11 protein-coding genes are annotated in these 16,542 nt (G+C 64.7%); 7 read left to right on the forward strand and 4 right to left on the reverse strand.

Annotation, left to right across the window (positions count from 1 at the left end; genetic code table 11):
• Positions 1–10: 10 nt before the first annotated feature.
• From xylB to KR767_RS10305, 4 genes are all read left to right on the forward strand, one after another.
• Entirely contained in the window at positions 11–1,516 is a 1,506-nt protein-coding gene (gene xylB / locus KR767_RS10290; RefSeq protein ID WP_250879046.1) for a xylulokinase, read from the forward strand.
• A 28-nt stretch (positions 1,517–1,544) separates the two neighbouring features.
• Positions 1,545–2,561: a D-xylose ABC transporter substrate-binding protein gene (gene xylF, locus KR767_RS10295; RefSeq protein ID WP_250879047.1), complete on the forward strand. Its 1,017-nt coding sequence runs from the start codon at positions 1,545–1,547 to the stop codon at positions 2,559–2,561.
• A 126-nt stretch (positions 2,562–2,687) separates the two neighbouring features.
• Positions 2,688–4,235: a xylose ABC transporter ATP-binding protein gene (locus KR767_RS10300; protein WP_166950992.1), complete on the forward strand. Its 1,548-nt coding sequence runs from the start codon at positions 2,688–2,690 to the stop codon at positions 4,233–4,235.
• Between the two features lie 41 nt (positions 4,236–4,276).
• Positions 4,277–5,422 carry a sugar ABC transporter permease gene (locus KR767_RS10305; RefSeq protein ID WP_166950994.1) on the forward strand — a complete coding sequence of 382 codons (1,146 nt, stop codon included), beginning with the start codon at positions 4,277–4,279 and terminating at the stop codon, positions 5,420–5,422.
• 557 nt (positions 5,423–5,979) lie between these two features.
• On the opposite strand, the gene KR767_RS10310 is transcribed toward KR767_RS10305, so the two are convergent.
• Both KR767_RS10310 and metK read right to left on the reverse strand, forming a co-directional pair.
• On the reverse strand, positions 5,980–6,492 hold the full coding sequence (locus tag KR767_RS10310; RefSeq protein WP_250879048.1) for a DUF4142 domain-containing protein: 513 nt from the start codon (positions 6,490–6,492) through the stop codon (positions 5,980–5,982).
• Between the two features lie 148 nt (positions 6,493–6,640).
• Positions 6,641–7,855, reverse strand: coding sequence for a methionine adenosyltransferase (gene metK / locus KR767_RS10315; protein WP_166950999.1), 1,215 nt, complete (start codon positions 7,853–7,855; stop codon positions 6,641–6,643).
• Positions 7,856–8,300: 445 nt separating this feature from the next.
• On the opposite strand from metK, the gene KR767_RS10320 reads away from it, so the two are divergent.
• Complete coding sequence (locus KR767_RS10320) at positions 8,301–9,575, forward strand: glycosyltransferase (protein WP_250879049.1); 1,275 nt, start codon at positions 8,301–8,303, stop codon at positions 9,573–9,575.
• Positions 9,576–9,648: 73 nt separating this feature from the next.
• On the opposite strand, the gene KR767_RS10325 is transcribed toward KR767_RS10320, so the two are convergent.
• Positions 9,649–10,449 carry an SDR family NAD(P)-dependent oxidoreductase gene (locus KR767_RS10325; RefSeq protein WP_166951004.1) on the reverse strand — a complete coding sequence of 267 codons (801 nt, stop codon included), beginning with the start codon at positions 10,447–10,449 and terminating at the stop codon, positions 9,649–9,651.
• Positions 10,450–10,521: 72 nt separating this feature from the next.
• Positions 10,522–10,947 carry a MarR family winged helix-turn-helix transcriptional regulator gene (locus tag KR767_RS10330; protein WP_250879050.1) on the reverse strand — a complete coding sequence of 142 codons (426 nt, stop codon included), beginning with the start codon at positions 10,945–10,947 and terminating at the stop codon, positions 10,522–10,524.
• Positions 10,948–11,214: 267 nt separating this feature from the next.
• Here KR767_RS10330 and KR767_RS10335 point away from each other — a divergent pair, with 267 nt between their 5' ends.
• Together KR767_RS10335 and fusA are read left to right on the forward strand one after the other, a co-directional pair.
• On the forward strand, positions 11,215–13,605 hold the full coding sequence (locus KR767_RS10335; protein WP_250879051.1) for a membrane-bound PQQ-dependent dehydrogenase, glucose/quinate/shikimate family: 2,391 nt from the start codon (positions 11,215–11,217) through the stop codon (positions 13,603–13,605).
• 762 nt (positions 13,606–14,367) lie between these two features.
• Entirely contained in the window at positions 14,368–16,437 is a 2,070-nt protein-coding gene (fusA, locus tag KR767_RS10340) for an elongation factor G (protein ID WP_250879052.1), read from the forward strand.
• Positions 16,438–16,542 lie beyond the last annotated feature (105 nt).

Raw genomic sequence — 16,542 nt, forward strand, 5'->3', positions numbered from 1 at the left:
GAGACCCGACATGGAAGCTTCGGAATCCCTTTACCTCGGCATCGACCTGGGTACCTCCTCGGTAAAGGCGGTGCTGGTCGATGGCGCCGGAGCCGTGCGCGCCAGTGCATCCAGCCCGCTGGAGGTCGCTCATCCGAAGCCTCGCTGGTCCGAGCAGGATCCTGCGTCCTGGTGGGCAGCGACCGAGGCCGCCGTTGCGGATGTCCTCAGTCAGGCCGATGCGCGGCGCGTGAAAGCCATCGGCCTGTCGGGGCAGATGCATGGTGCCACCTTGCTCGATAAGTCCGACAACATCCTGCGCCCGGCCATCCTGTGGAACGACGGTCGCTCGGATGTCGAATGCGCCGAACTGGAAAAGGTGCCGGGCTTTCGCGAGATCACCGGCAATCTCGCCATGCCCGGCTTCACGGCACCCAAGCTCGCCTGGGTGCGTCGCCACGAGCCGGATGTCTTCTCGCGCGTGGCGAAGGTGTTGCTGCCCAAGGACTACCTGCGCCTGAAGCTCACCGGCGACTACATGACCGATGCGTCGGACGCCGCAGGCACGCTCTGGCTCGATGTCCGCAAGCGGGCCTGGAGCGATGCGATGCTGGCCGCCACGGGCCTGGATACCTCGCATATGCCGCAGGTGTTCGAGGGCAGCCAGCCTGCCGGCCGGTTACGCAAGGAGCTGGCCGGACGCTGGGGCATGGATACCGTGCCCGTCGCGGCCGGTGGTGGCGACAACGCCGCCGGTGCCGTGGGCGTGGGTATCGTGCGCCATGGTCAGGCGATGCTCTCGCTGGGTACCTCGGGCGTGTATTTCGCGGTGTCCGATGGTTTCCGGGCCAGCCCGGAAAACGCCGTGCACAGCTTCTGTCACGCACTCCCCGACACCTGGCACCTGATGTCGGTGATGCTCAACGCGGCAAGCTGCCTCGACTTCACCGCCCGGCTCACCGGCCAGAAGGACGTGCCCGCCCTGCTGGCCGAGGCGGAGCAACGCGGACTACGCGAAAACGGCCCGCTTTTCCTGCCTTACCTCACCGGCGAACGCACGCCGCACAACGATGCCCATGCACGCGGCTCGTTCACGAACCTGGGGCCGGATACCGATCGCGCGGATCTCGCCAACGCGACACTGGAAGGCGTGGGGCTGGGCCTGCTCGATGGCTTGCTGGCCGTGGAGAGCACCGGGCTCACCAGCGACGAGATCACGGTGATCGGCGGTGGATCGCGCAGTGCCTACTGGACGCAGATGCTGGCCGACATCCTTGGCAGGCGCCTCGTGCTGCGTAGTGGCGGCGAGGTGGGGCCGGCGCTCGGCGCCGCACGGCTTGCACATCTGGCGGTGAATCCGCATGCCTCGTTGGAGGAGGTATGCCCCATGCCCGAGGTAACCGCCGTGCGCGAGCCCGATGCAGCGCGTCATGCTTATTTCCTGCAAACGCGCCACCCTTTGTTCCGCCGCTCCTACGAGCAGTTGAAACCGCTTTATTCCCACGCCGCCCAGGGCGACGACTTGCGCCCGGCGTGACCGGGTGAAACCACGCATGGAGAAGAGCATGAAGCAGAAGGCCCTATACACGTTGCTGGCCGTATCGATGGTCGCCGCCGGTGTCTTCGCGGCACCGCAGGCACACGCGAGCAAGGACAAACCGGTGATTGGTTTCTCCATCGACGACCTGCGCGTCGAACGCTGGACGCGTGACCGCGATTATTTCAAGGCGGCAGCGGAAGCCAAGGGCGCCACTGTCAAGGTGCAGTCGGCCGATGCCAACGAGCAGAAACAGCTGCAGCAGATCGAAAACCTGATCTCGCAGAAGGTCGATGTGATCGTCATCGTGCCGTTCAATGCCAAGACCCTCACCACGGTGGTGGCTGAGGCGAAGAAGGCCAACATCAAGGTCATCTCGTACGACCGCCTCATCCTCAACGCCGACGTCGACGCCTATATCTCGTTCGATAACGAGAAGGTGGGCGAGATGCAGGCACAGGGCGTGGTCAATGCCACCGGTGGCAAGGGCAATTACTTCCTGCTCGGCGGTGCACCCACGGACAATAACGCGAAGGTCTTGCGCGATGGTCAGATGAAGGTCCTCAAGCCGCTGGTGGACAAGGGAGACATCAAGATCGTCGGCCAGCAGTGGACCAACGAGTGGCTGGCAAGCAACGCCCAGTCGATCATCGAGAACGCGCTCACGGCCAACAAGAACAACATCCAGGGCATCGTCGCCTCCAACGATGGCACGGCCGGCGGCGCCGTCGCCGCCCTGCAAGGCCAGAAGCTGGCCGGCAAGGTGGCCGTGTCGGGCCAGGATGCCGACCTCGCTGCGGTGAAGCGCATCAAGGCAGGTACACAGGCCATGACGGTCTACAAGCCAATCAAGATGATCGCCACCGATGCAGCCAATCTTGCCGTGCAGTACGCCAAGGGCGAGACGCCGCAGTTCACCTCGAAGATGAACAACGGCACGAAGGACGTGGATACCGTACTGCTCACCCCGACCCTGCTCACCAAGCAGAACGTCGATCTCGTGGTGAAGGACGGCTTCTACACCCAGGCCCAGGTCGGCAACTGACGTACCCATGTAGGAGCGCGCCTCGCGCGCGACAGGTTTTCGCGAACAACGACACGCTCGCCAAAACCCGGTCGCGCGCAAGGCGCGCTCCTACACGTTAGGTTTTATCCCTGAAGGATGCTCCACGTGAGTGATTACCTCTTCGAGATGCGCGATATCGTCAAGGAATTTTCCGGCGTGCGCGCGCTCAACGGCATCAACCTGGCCGTGCGGCCCGGTGAGTGCGTCGGCCTGTGCGGCGAAAACGGTGCCGGCAAGTCCACACTGATGAAGGTGCTTTCCGGCGTGTATCCCTACGGCACCTGGGAGGGCGAGATCCTCTTCGACGGCAAGCCGTTGCGGGCGCATTCGGTGCGCGACAGCGAAGCGGCCGGCATCGTCATCATCCACCAGGAACTGATGCTGGTACCGCAGCTTTCGGTGGCCGAGAACATCTTCCTCGGCAACGAGATCAAGAAGTTCGGCGGCGTGATGGATTACGACGCCATGTATGCGAAGGCCGATGCCCTGCTGGCGCGGTTGAAGCTGAAGGACGTGAACGTGGCCGCGCCGGTGATGAACTACGGCGGCGGCTACCAGCAGCTGTTCGAGATTGCCAAGGCGCTGGCCAAGAACGCGCGCCTGCTGATCCTGGACGAACCTTCCTCGTCGCTGACCTCGTCCGAGACTGACACCCTGTTGTCGATCATCGAGGACCTGAAGCGCGACGGCGTAGCCTGCGTCTACATTTCCCACAAGCTGGAAGAAGTGGCACGGGTCTGCGACACGGTCACCGTCATCCGCGACGGCAAGCACATCGTGACCCGGCCGATGAGCGAGATGACCACGCATTCCATCATCACGGCGATGGTGGGGCGCGACATCGAGAACCTGTTCCCGAAGGTGGAACACGACATCGGAGAGGTGATCTTCGAGGCCCGCCACGTTACCTGCTGGGATGTCACCAACCCCAACCGCAAGCGTGTGGACGATATTTCGTTCGAAGTGCGTCGTGGTGAAATCCTGGGCATCGCGGGTCTGGTGGGTGCCGGGCGTACCGAGCTGGTTTCGGCCATCTTCGGTGCCTATCCCGGCCGCTACGAGGCCGAGCTGGTGCTGGAAGGCAAGCCGCTGAAGATCAAAACGCCGGAGCAGGCGATCAAGGCGGGCCTTTCGCTGGTACCCGAGGATCGCAAGCGCCAGGGTATCGTTCCGTTGCTGGGCGTGGGTGACAACATCACGCTGGCCACGCTGTCGCATTACGCACACGCGGGCACCATCGACCGGCAGGCGGAGATGCAGACCATCGATGCCGAGATCAAGCGCCTGCGCGTGAAGACGGCAAGCCCCGAGCTGGCCATCATGGGCCTGTCCGGCGGCAACCAGCAGAAGGCCGTGCTCACCAAGATGCTGCTGCCTGATCCGAAGGTGCTGATCCTCGACGAGCCCACGCGTGGCGTGGACGTCGGTTCCAAGTACGACATCTACAAGCTGATGTTCGAACTGGCCGCCAAGGGCGTGGCCATCATCATGGTCTCGTCCGAGATGCCCGAGGTACTGGGCGTCAGCGACCGGGTGCTTGTCGTGGGTGAGGGACGCCTGCGCGGCAATTTCCAGAATGTCGGTCTCACCCAGGAACAGGTGCTCTCCGCAGCGATCTCGCATGCGGCCGAAGGCCCCGCGCACGCGGCCTGATCCCACGTATCCATCCAGCGCCACTCCACGGAAGCTCCTCCATGCAGGCCCAGAAAATCCAGCAATTGTTCGTCCGCTACAAGATCCTCGCCCTGCTCATCGCGGTGGCGCTCATCTGGGTCTTTTTCCATGTAAAAACCGAATCGGCCTTCATCACGCCGGGCAACCTGTCGAACCTGTTCCGGCAGATGGCGATCACCGGCATGCTCGCCTGCGGCATGGTCTTCATCATCATTGCCGGCGAGATCGACCTCTCCGTGGGTTCGCAGCTAGGCTTGCTGGGTGGTGTGGCGGCGATTCTCACGGTGAACCTTGGCTGGGGAACGTGGCCGTCGATCGGTGCGGTGCTGCTGCTCGGCCTGATCATCGGCGCCTTCAACGGTTTTGTCGTGACGAAGATGCGGGTGCCATCGTTCATCGTGGGCCTGGGCGGCATGCTCGCGTTCCGTGGCATCGTGCTCTACGTGACCGGTAGCTCCACCATCGCGCCGGCACCGGATGATCTTGTGCAGCTGGGCCAGGGCTTCGTGCCGCCGATGCTGTCGCGCTGGATCGGTGCCTTGATCTTCCTGGCGATGATCGGCCTGACCGTGCGTCGCCGGGTGCGTCGTTCGAAACTGGGGCTGCACCAGGTTGCGTTGTGGATGGATATCGGTCGCCTGGTGCTGATCGGCGCGGTGATCTTCGGTTTCATCCGCATGCTCAACGACGCCAACGGCATTCCCATTCCGGTGATGATCCTGCTGGCGCTCCTGGCCGTGTTTACCTATGTCTCAACGCAGACGGTGTTCGGTCGTCACATCTACGCGGTGGGCGGCAACATGGAAGCCACGCGCCTGTCGGGCGTGAACGTGGCGCGCGTGAAGCTGGTGGTGTTCGCGCTGATGGGTCTGATGTGCGCCTTCGCGGGCATCATCACGGTGGCCCGCACGGGTTCGGGTTCGCCGTCGGCGGGCACGGGCGGCGAACTGGATGCCATCTCGGCCTGCTTCATCGGCGGCACCTCGATGCGCGGCGGCTCCGGCACGGTCTACGGCGCACTGATCGGCGCCCTGGTGATGGCGAGCCTCGACAGCGGCATGCAGCTGATGGACGTGGACAACTCCTGGCAGATGATCATCAAGGGCGTGATCCTCGTCCTGGCCGTCTGGGTAGACGTCCTCTCCGGCTCCAACCGCAACGCCTGACCCCTGTAGGAGCGCGCCTGCGCGCGACCGGTTGATACGCTGAGTCACTGAAATAAAGCTGCCTGCCTACCGAAGGTGTGGAAGCCGATCGCATCGGCGATGTTGCGCTCCGTAAGAACGTCAGCCCTTGGCGGTTTTCGCTTCGTAGGGAGGGCTCGCCTACCGGCCTCGCACTCGGCGCGTGTGGCGTGGCGTTGCAGAGGCGACGGGTGCGGCCCTTGGCGCTCCGGCCTGCGGTGTCCCTCGGGAAAGGAGAGCCGCTGCGCGGCTAGTGTCTTATGGCTTGCGCCCCTTCGGGCACGGGGAGCGGGCGGGGTTTTTCGACTCGGCTCCTGCCTCGGCGAAAAAGGCCGGCCTTCCTGGCCGGCCCCGCTACGCGGCCTTATCCGCCCGCTCCCCTCACCTCCATCAAGTCGCGCCAAGGGCCGCCCCCGCCGCCTCTGCCCAACGTGATCGCAGGCTGTTGTAGGAGCGCGCCTGCGCGCGACCGGTTATCGCGAATATTTTCATCGCCTCGATTTCTCCGGTCGCGCGCAAGCACGCTCCTACAAATGGTGTTAGCGGGTGGGGAGGGACTTGGCCATGTCGAGGTGGTGCTTGATGGTCGGGAGGGTTTTCGTCGCGAATTCCTTCAGCTTGGGATTGGAGCCTTTTTCTATTTCTACCTGGAAGATCGCTACGGCTTTTTCGTGGTCGGCGACCATCTCTTTTGCGTAGGCCTTGTCGAAATCCGCACCTTGCAGGCGCGACATGGCGTCGATGGCTTTTTGTGCATCCGGTGCCGGTTCTTCGACCAGCGAGTAACCCTTGTCACCTGACTTCAGCGAGCGCAGCTCGTCGTTGGCCTTGGTGTGGTCGTCGATCATGTGCTGGGCGAATGTTTTCACCGAAGGCGATTTGGCCTGCTTCAGCGCGACCTGGCTCATCTGGATCTCGGCGACGTTGGCGGCGCTCGCGTTCTGGAAGAAGCCGGCGTCGGTCGGGGTGCCGCCCTGGCTGTCTTTCTCCTGGGCATGGGCCGCCAGGGGCAGTACGGTGGCGAGGAGGGCGAGGGTCAGTAGACGGGGCATGGTGGCTTCTCTGGTGGCGAAGCCCTGGTGTCTCACCGCGGGGATGAAAACGTTGTGACCTGAATGAGAACGGGCGCCTTTCCAGGGGAAAGGCGCCCGTTTCATTTATGCACAGGTCGCGCGCGAGGCGCGCTTCTGCGGATGGCGCTTAGCGCTTCTTGCCGCCGAGGCCGGCGGCGTCACGAAGGATTTCGGCCTTGTCGGTCTTTTCCCACGAGAACGCGGTGTAGGTGCTGCCGTCGGCGCCCTTCACTTCGTACGGCTTGCGGCCGAAGTGACCGTAGGACGCGGTCGGCTGGTAGATCGGGTGCACCAGGTCGAGCATCTTGATGATGCCGTACGGACGCAGGTCGAAGTACTTGCGGATCAGCTTCTCGATCTTCTCGTCGGGAATCTTGCCGGTGCCGAAGGTGGTCACGGAGATCGAGGTCGGGTCGGCGACGCCGATGGCGTAGCTGACCTGGATTTCGCAACGGTCGGCGAGGCCGGCGGCGACGATGTTCTTGGCGACGTAGCGGGCGGCATAGGCGGCCGAACGGTCGACCTTCGAGGGGTCCTTGCCGGAGAACGCGCCACCACCGTGACGGGCCCAGCCGCCGTAGGTGTCGACGATGATCTTGCGGCCGGTGAGGCCGCAGTCGCCCACCGGGCCACCGATGACGAACTTGCCGGTCGGGTTGATGTGGAACTTGGTGTCCTTGTGCAGGAGCTTGGCCGGCAGCACCGGCTTCAGGATCAGCTCGCGCACGCCTTCGACGAGGTCTTTCTGCTTCACGCCCGGATCGTGCTGGGTGGAGAGCACGACGGCGTCGATGGCAACAGCCTCGCCGGCTTCGTTGTAGCGCAGGGTGACCTGGCTCTTGGCGTCCGGGCGCAGCCACGGCAGCGGCGAGTTCTTCTTCTTGCGGACCTTGGCCTGCTGTTCCACCAGGCGGTGGCTCAGGTGGATGGCGGCCGGCATGTACTCGGCGGTTTCGTTGGTGGCGTAGCCGAACATGAGGCCCTGGTCGCCGGCGCCCTGTTCTTCGGGCTTCTTGCGGTCCACGCCCTGGTTGATGTCCGGGGACTGCTTGCCGATGAGGTTCAGCACGCCGCAGGTGGCGCCGTCGAAGCCGACGTCGGAGGAGTTGTAGCCGATGTCGAGGATGACCTGGCGGGTCAGGGCTTCGAGGTCGATCCACGCGCTGGTGGTGATTTCGCCCGCAACGATGGCGACGCCGGTCTTCACCAGCGTTTCGCAGGCCACGCGAGCGCGCGGGTCTTGAGCCAGGATGGCGTCGAGAACGGCGTCGGAGATCTGGTCGGCGATTTTGTCCGGATGGCCTTCGGAGACCGACTCGGAGGTGAAGAGGTAGTTGCTCATCGCTGGGATATATCCTTCTTTACGGATAAAGAGATAAAAGGGGGCGGGGTATGATACACGGCCCCTTGGCCGTTTGCAGCGGGAAGGGTACCGCCCGGGGGTGACGATTGCATGGATGTTCAGGGGGCGGGGCGGGTGGTGGGTGGAAATTCGCTTCGGGCCGGTCGCGCGCGAGGCGCGCTCCTACATGCCCACCTGAGGCTATATACAAATGCCCCACCCGGCCATGTAGGAGCGCGCCTCGCGCGCGACCGGCCCGGAGACGACGCCCCGGACCACAGGGCGCCCCCGAAGACCGCTCAGAGCCGGAGTCGCACCACCTTCCTTGAGTCATTTATCTCTATATTCGAATAAAGAGATAAATGACGCTCGCGAGGCAAAAAGTAGTCGCCCGGACGTCCAAAGTCAAATGCGGCACCATGCGGTGGATGAACGGAGATGACCGATGGCGCAACGGCACGTGGTGATCGCGACGGTGGGATCGCAGGGGGATCTTTTCCCCTTCCTTGCCGTTGGCCGCGAGCTGGTGGCACGGGGGCATCGGGTGACTGTGGGTGCCCATGCGATGCATCGTGATGCCGTGGTGGCAGCGGGCCTGGATTTTGTGGTTGCCAGTGGCATTGCCGAGCCCCGGGACAAGGCCGCGTTTGCCGCGCGCGCGTTCCATCCGCTGCGCGGCCCACGCTTCGTGGTGCATGAACTTGCGGCACGCGATGTGGCGGAGAGTCACGCGTTGCTTGCACCGGTGTGCGCCGATGCGGATGCCATCGTGACTACCACGCTCGCATTTGCCGGCCAGATACTCGGCGAAACATCGAACGCCGCATGGCTCTCGGCGGTGCTATCGCCATCGGTGTTCCTTGCCGCCGACGATCCGCCGGCTACCGGTATCGGGTGGCTCGATCGTTATCTGCGTGGCTCGCCGCGTCGCGGTGCGTGGCTGCGCCGGGTGGCAGAGGCGGTCACGTCATCGTGGACGGCGCCCGTGCGGCAGTTTCGTTGCTCCCTGGGATTGGCGCCGGTGTCGCCGTGGGGCGATCCGTTTCATCGCGGCCAGCATGCGCGCGATGGGGTGCTGGCGATGTACTCGCCGCTGCTTGGTGCGTTGCCTGCCGATGTACCTGAGAAAACGACACAGGTCGGTTGGTGTCGTTACACGGCGGATGATGGATCGCTGGACGATGCGCTCATGCGCTTTCTCGATATGGGCGAGCCTCCGCTGGTCTTCACGCTGGGCTCGGCAGCGGTGCATGCCGGTGAATCGTTCCTGCGCGAAAGCATCGAGGCCACACGCATGCTCGGGCGTCGTGCGGTGCTGCTGGCGGGATCGCCCGGGCTCCGGGAGCGGTTGCCGCCGTTGCCTGCGCAGATCATTGCGGTGGATTACGCATCGCACGGTGCGCTGTTCGAACGCGCAGCGGCGGTTGTGCATCACGGTGGCATCGGTACCACCCACGAAGCCTTGCGCGCGGGCGTTCCGATGCTCGTCGTACCGCATGGTTTCGACCAGCCGGACAACGCGGCGCGTGTGCATCGACTGGGTGTCGCTGCGGTGTTGCCGTCCGGACGTTACCGGGCCGACCGTGCGGCAGGGGCGTTGCGCCGCTTGCTCGCCGATCCCGACATCGATGCGCGTGCATCGGCCGTGGCGGCATCGCTTCGTGTCGAACAGGGCGTTTCGATGGCGGCATCCACCATCGAAGCCGCCATGTCATGGTAGGAGCGCGCCTTGCGCGCGACCGGGGTTATCGCAAAAACGGGTCGCGCGCGAGGCGCGCTCCTACACATGCAGGTCAGGCGTGGATGCCATAGCGCGAGGCGGGGCGCGACTTCGACAGCTCGCCGAACAGCGCGCGACGTGCATTTTCCAGCGCGTCCACCAGTCCCTGGTCTTCCACCGCCGGCAAGGTCACCAGTTCACCGGCTTCCAGCCCGGCAAGCGATGCATCCACCATGTCTTCCGCGCTCATCACCCAGCTCGCATCGAGCTGGTTCACGGCCACGCCGGCCGTCGGCCAGAACTCCGTGGCAGTCGCGCCGGGCAATACGGCCTGCACGCGAATACCCTTGTCGGCAAGCTCGTGATGCATCGACTGGCTCAGTGCCAGCACGAACGCCTTGCTGCCCCCGTAGACGCCATTGAGCATGTGCGGTGCGATGGCGACGATGGACGCGATGTTGATCACCGTGCCACCGCCGTGACCGATCATTACCGGCACGGCCTTGTACGCGAGCCGCGTGGCGGCCGTGACGTTGAGGGTGATCATGTCGGTGATGGCGCCGATGTCGGATTCCAGCAGCGGCGTCCGCGAGCCCACGCCGGCGTTGTTGACCAGCACCGTGAGGTGGTCCGTTTCGCCAATGACCTGCTCGACCCTGGCGATGTCTTCGTCGCGGATCAGGTCGGCCACCACGACGCGCACGGCGCGGCCGGTATCGGTGGCGATTTTCCGCGCCAGAGCGTCCAGCTTGTCCTTGCTGCGGGCGACCAGGATCAGATCGTGGCCAAGGCGCGCAAGGCGGTCGGCGTAGACGGCGCCGATACCTGAGGAGGCACCGGTGATGAGGGCGGTTCCGGGATTCGTGGTGGTCATGATCTTGCCTCTGTGTATATGCACATTTATAGATGATATGTGTGTATGCACATATCGGAGCAAAAAAAGGGCTTACTCGATCTCGCTCATTTGCAGCAGGGCCTTGCGGGCGGCTGCGGCGGCATCCTCACCACCAAAGCGGGCGACGAACTCGTCCTGTGCGGCCTGCCACAGGGGCGAGGCCTCGGCCACCCGCGTCACCCCTGCGGGGGTAAGCGTGTAGCTGTTCTGGCGGCTGTCAGCAGCCGAACTGCGGACGGCGACCAGCCCATCGCGCTCCAGAGGTTTCAGGGCGCGGATCACGCTGGTTCTGTCCATCACCATGTCTTCCGACAGCTGGCGCATGCCGATCCCGGGCTGCTCTTCGATCAGAACGAGGATCGAAAACTGATTGCTCGTCAGCCCCGTGGCGGCCAGGTGACGCTCGTAATCCCGGGTAAGGGCGCGCGCCGCCTGGCGGACGGCAAAGCAGTTGCAGAGGTCGAGGCGGCTGGTCATGGCCAGAGAATGGTGTGCGTATGCACATAAGTCAATGGCAGGGAGCTGATCATTCCATGATCGTTGTAGGAGCGCGCCTCGCGCGCGACCGGGCCGGGCGAAGGATTGACGGTCGTCGTATCGGCCGGTCGCGCGCAGGGCGCGCTCCTACAGGGCCCGTGCCGGATCCGCGTACACGGCATCTCTACCTGTCATGTCTATCTTTAGTGGCCTGGAGCGACCCGGCACCTTGTGTGCGAGCCGCGCTATCCATCCTGGAGAAGCGATATGTCATCCCGTCCCCCCTTGCATCGCCCGCCACGCATCAGTGGCGTGGTGATCGCCATTCTTGGCTTCCTCCTCGCCGCCGGAGGCGCCTGGCTGGTGGCCCTGGGCGGTTCGTTCTATTACCTGATCGCGGGTCTCGCGGTGGGCGTCACCGGCATATTGCTGGCAAGGGGAGCGGCCAGTGCCTTGTGGCTCTACGCCGTCACCCTGCTGGCGACCGCCATCTGGGCCGTGCACGAGGTGGGTCTCGACGGCTGGTCGCTGGAGCCGCGCCTGTTGGTGCCCGTGCTGCTGGGCATCTACCTGCTCATGCCCTGGGTTCGCCGAGGGCTGCTGCCGCCACGAACCGGTGCGATCGCCGTCGCGGTGGCCGTGCTCGTCGGCATCGGCGTGGGTGTGGCCGGCTTCATGCAGCCGGTGGGTACGCAGGGTGAAAGCGTGGCGCGCAACCTGCCCGATGGCGGTGACAGTTCGGTCGCCGACGGCGACTGGATGTTCTACGGCCGCACGCCGAAGGGCGACCGTTTCTCGCCGCTGGACCAGATCAACGCGGGCAACGTGAAAAACCTGAAGGTCGCGTGGACGGCGCGGACGGGCGACACCATGCGCCCCGGCGAAGACGTCGGCGGCACCGACGCCGGCCACGAGTTCAACTTCGAAAACACCCCCATCAAGGTCAACGACACGCTCTATGTCTGTACCGGGCACAGCTGGGTGGTAGCCTTCGATGCGGCCACCGGACAGAAGAAGTGGAGCTTCGATCCGAAGGCCAACACGGATGCCGACGTCTATCTCGCCTGCCGTGGCGTGGCCTACTACGAAGCTCCGGCAGGCACCCAGACGGACTGCCCGCGTCGCATCATCGCCCCCGTGCTCGATGCACGCGTGCTGGCGCTAAATGCCGACACCGGCAAACCCTGCGAAGACTTCGGCGAACACGGCTTCATCTCGCTCACCCAGTACCTCGGCCACGTGCCGGCGGGCTTCCACTTCGTCACGTCGCCGCCGCTGGTGTTGCAGGATCGCGTGATCCTCGGCGGCTGGGTCTTCGACAACCAGGCCGAGAACGAGCCGTCCGGTGCGATCCGTGCCTTCGATCCGATGAGCGGCAAGCTCGTCTGGGCCTGGGATGTCGGTCACGATCCGCAGAACTGGCTGCCGGGCCCCGACGACCAGCTCACGCGTGGCACGCCGAACGCCTGGGGTGTGTACACCGCCGATCCGGATCTGGGCATGGTCTACCTGCCGATGGGCAATGCCACGCCAGACTACTTCGGCGGCCATCGCCGTCCGTTCGACGAGAAGTATTCAAGCTCCACCGTTGCGCTGGATATCCGCACGGGCGAACCGAAGTGGGTTTACCAGAACACGCACCATGACCTGTGGGACATGGACGTACCCGTCGGCCCCTCGCTGGTAGACCTTCCCGGTCAGAACGGCGGCGCAAGTATTCCCGCACTGGTACAGACCACCAAGCGCGGCGAGTTCTTCGTGCTCGACCGCCGCACCGGCAAGCCCGTGACCGACGTGGAAGAAAAACCTGTTCCGCAAGGCGCGGTTCCCGGTGACTGGACCTCGCCCACACAGCCCTATTCCACGGGCATGCCATCGCTCACGCCGGCCGACCTGAAGGAAGAACACCTGTGGGGTGCCACGCCGTTCGATCAGCTGATGTGCCGCATCGAATTCCGCAAGGCGGTCTACAAGGGCCAGTTCACGCCACCGCAGCTGAAAGACACCATCGTTTACCCCGCCTTTGACGGCGTGATCGACTGGCACGGTGCGTCCATCGATCCTTACAACAAGCTCATCATCGCCAATGCGAACTACATCCCCTTCATCATCAGCCTCGCGCCGCGTGGACCAGCAGAAGCCAAGGGCCTGGTGAAACCCTGGGATGGCACGGGCAACGAACCGAAGGTCGGCGGTGGTCTCGCCCCGCAATACGGCACGCCATATGTCGGCAAGGTGCATCCGTGGCTGAATCCATTGGGCGTGCCGTGCAATCCGCCGCCGTGGGGCACGATTGCCGCCATCGATCTGGTGACCCACAAGCTCGTCTGGGAACATCCGCTGGGCACCACGCGCGACACCGGCCCGTTCGGCACGCACGTCAATGCGCCGCTGCCGACCGGCATCTTCAACATCGGCGGCAGCATGACGACGCGCGGCGGCCTGGTCTTCATCGGCGCCACGGCAGACAACTACCTGCGTGCCATCGACGAGCGCACGGGCAAGGAATTGTGGAAGGCACGCCTGCCGGCCGGTGGACAGGCCAATCCGATGTCGTACTCGGTCAATGGCAAGCAGTACGTCGTGATCGCCGCAGGCGGCCATAGCGGACTGGGCACGACATCGGGTGACTATGTCGTGGCTTATACCCTGCCCTAACGATGAAGCACCGTATCCCTGTAGGAGCGTGCTTGCGCGCGACCGGATGCATCGAAACGATGAATGTATTCGCGATAACCGGTCGCGCGCAGGCGCGCTCCTACAAGATCACCGTGAGATAGGTAGAGGCGGCCGGCGCGCCAAGGGCCGCCCCCGTCGCCTCTGCACCGCCACGTGCCAGCGCCGATGCGAGGGCGATAGGCGAGCTCTTCCTACGGAGCGAAACACCACATGGGTTGGGTTTCTACGGAGCCCAACATCGCCGATGCGATCGGCTCCCGCACCTTCGGTAGGTGAGCCCCTTTTCAACTGGCGACGCTACGTATCAAACGGTCGCGCGCAGGCGCGCTCCTACAGGGGCTCTTGAAATGGGTGGGGGTGGCCTTATGTTGGCTGTCATCGGTTGCTGCCTGCCCTGGGCAGGCGTAGCATCCGCATCCTGAAACCGGAGTTGACCATGTCATCGTGCAAGCACGCATTGATCCACCTGCCAACGATCGCCCCACGGGCGCGTCGCGGGTGCGCGCGTGCCGTGAATGGCGGAGCCTCGTCGTAAGACGACCCCGACGCCACCGGATACCTCAAAGCACCCGCAAGGGTGCTTTTTTTTTGCCTTCGAAACCTGGAGCAACGTGCCGTGAAGAACTGCCGCGAACCCCGATCCTGATCCGTTCCGCTCACGCCAGGGGCGACGGTAAGGCCTCGGGGAATGCCTCGCTCGACATCGTTATCGAGCCCCTGGCGATCCCATCAGGAACCGTTATGAGTACCCGCGACACTGTCATTCCCGTCGGCCGTTGGCGCAACCTCGGCATCATCGCCCACGTCGACGCAGGCAAGACCACGCTGACCGAGCGCCTGCTCTACAAGACCGGCACGATCCACCGTACCGGCGAGGTGCACGACGGCGCGACCACCACCGACCACATGGAGCTGGAGCGCGAGCGTGGCATCACGATCGGCGCCGCGGCCGTGCGCGCGAACTGGACGCCCGAAGGCGGCCAGCCGCATCGCCTGACCCTTATCGACACACCCGGACACATCGACTTTGCCATCGAAGTGGAGCGCTCGCTGCGCGTCCTCGACGGCGCCGTGGTGGTGTTCTCCGGCGTGGCCGGCGTGCAGCCGCAGTCGGAAACCGTATGGCACCAGGCACGTCGGCATGGCGTGCCGCTGATGGCCTTCGTCAACAAGATGGATCGCCCGGGTGCGGACTTCGACGCCACGGTGGCGCAGATGCGCGACAAGCTCGGTGCGAATCCGTGGGTGGTTGCCTTGCCCGTCGTGGAAGGCGAACACATCGTGGGTCTTGTTGACCTGGTTGCGGAACGTACGTGGCGCTTTGACGATGCGGGGCAACCCGAGGTCCACGGCTGGGACGACGACGAACGCTCCGCTCATGCGGGTGCGCGCGCCGACCTGGTGGCTTCCATTGCGGATCGCGACGAGGCCCTGGCCGAGGCGTGGCTTGCGGAACAGCCCATCGATGCGGTGGCGCTGACCGCAGCATTGCGTCGCGGCACGCTGGCGGGCCTTGGCCAGCCGGTGCTGCCGGGATCGGCTTTCCGCAACGTCGGCATCGAACCGTTGCTTGATGCCTTCGTCGCATACCTGCCTTCCCCCGTGGATCGTCCTGCCGTGCTCGCACACACCGACGAAGGCGACACGATGATTGCGCCGGATGCCGGTGCGCCGCTGGCGGCGCTCGTCTTCAAGGTGGTCAACCAGTCGCATGGCCCGCTGGCTTTCGTGCGTATCTATGCAGGCCGCCTGAATGTCGGCGATGCCGTATGGCGCAGCGGTACCGATCGCGTCCAGCGCATCGGCCGCCTTGCCGTCGTGCGTGCGGACGACACCGAAGCCGTGGAGTTTGCGGAAGCAGGCGACATCGTCGCCATCGCTGGCTGGAAGGACGTCGCCACAGGCGAGACACTGTCGGATTCGCACCATCGCGTGCGGCTGGAGACGATCCAGGCGCAGCCGGCGGTGTTGTCCTGGCGTCTGTCGCCCGAGCGTTCCGCCGACCTGCTCAAGCTCGGCAATGGTCTCGCACGCCTGGCGCAGGAGGATCCGTCCTTCCGCGTGGGCACCGATCCGGATACCGGCGAGACCCTCGTATGGGGCATGGGCGAACTTCACCTGGAGGTGATGGTGGAGCGCCTGCGTCGCGAATGGGGCGTGCAGGTGCGCACCGGTTCGCCGCGCGTGGCCTATCAGGAAACACCGGCGAAGGCGTCAGGTGCGATCGAGGGCAAGCTCGCCAAGCAGACCGGTGGCAGCGGCCAGTACGCGCGCGTGGTGCTGTCGGTGTCGCCGGTGGAAGGCGAGACAAACCGCTACGAAGACCGCACGACGGGTGGCGTCATTCCGAAGGCGTTCCAGGCAGCGGTGGAGAAGGGCGTGCATTCGGCCCTGCTCGAAGGACCACGCGGTTACCCGGTGGTGGGTACGGAGATCGTCGTGCTCGACGGACAGGCGCATGCCGTGGACTCCAACGAGATGGCCTTCCATCGTGCAGCGCAGATCGCAGTGAAAGCTGCGCTGGACGTCACCGGTACCGTGCTGCTGGAACCGGTGATGCGGGTGTCGGTGAGTGCGCCGGGTACGGCGGTGGGTGATGTCCTGGGCGACCTGCAACGTCGCGGCGGCCAGATCGTCAACCTCACCGACCGGCAGGAGCGTACCGAGATCGAGGCCGATGTCGCGCTGGCGCAGCTCGATGGCTACAGCACCGCGTTGCGTTCGCTGAGCCAGGGACGTGCGTCGGCCACGGTGGCGTTCCATGCCTATCGGCCTGCCGCGGTGCAGGAGCCGGTGCGTCGTACGGCGTGAGGTGGTGGCTGCCCTCGTCTGGAGGATTCGGCAAGGGCAGTCTTTTTCGTCGATACCGGTCGCGCGCCTTGCGCGCGGCCTGGGAAAGCGACATCGTCAATCGAT

This window comes from Luteibacter anthropi (genome assembly GCF_023699965.1).
In the GTDB taxonomy this organism is placed as follows: domain Bacteria; phylum Pseudomonadota; class Gammaproteobacteria; order Xanthomonadales; family Rhodanobacteraceae; genus Luteibacter; species Luteibacter anthropi.

Excerpts from the sequence above, each read along its gene's own strand:
- xylB (WP_250879046.1), top strand. The coding sequence starts at position 11 with ATGGAAGCTTCGGAATCCCTTTACCTCGGCATCGACCTGGGTACCTCC.
- xylF (WP_250879047.1), top strand. The coding sequence starts at position 1,545 with ATGAAGCAGAAGGCCCTATACACGTTGCTGGCCGTATCGATGGTCGCC.
- KR767_RS10305 (WP_166950994.1), top strand. The coding sequence starts at position 4,277 with ATGCAGGCCCAGAAAATCCAGCAATTGTTCGTCCGCTACAAGATCCTC.
- KR767_RS10310 (WP_250879048.1), bottom strand. The coding sequence starts at position 6,492 with ATGCCCCGTCTACTGACCCTCGCCCTCCTCGCCACCGTACTGCCCCTG.
- metK (WP_166950999.1), bottom strand. The coding sequence starts at position 7,855 with ATGAGCAACTACCTCTTCACCTCCGAGTCGGTCTCCGAAGGCCATCCG.
- KR767_RS10320 (WP_250879049.1), top strand. The coding sequence starts at position 8,301 with ATGGCGCAACGGCACGTGGTGATCGCGACGGTGGGATCGCAGGGGGAT.
- KR767_RS10325 (WP_166951004.1), bottom strand. The coding sequence starts at position 10,449 with ATGACCACCACGAATCCCGGAACCGCCCTCATCACCGGTGCCTCCTCA.
- KR767_RS10330 (WP_250879050.1), bottom strand. The coding sequence starts at position 10,947 with ATGACCAGCCGCCTCGACCTCTGCAACTGCTTTGCCGTCCGCCAGGCG.
- KR767_RS10335 (WP_250879051.1), top strand. The coding sequence starts at position 11,215 with ATGTCATCCCGTCCCCCCTTGCATCGCCCGCCACGCATCAGTGGCGTG.
- fusA (WP_250879052.1), top strand. The coding sequence starts at position 14,368 with ATGAGTACCCGCGACACTGTCATTCCCGTCGGCCGTTGGCGCAACCTC.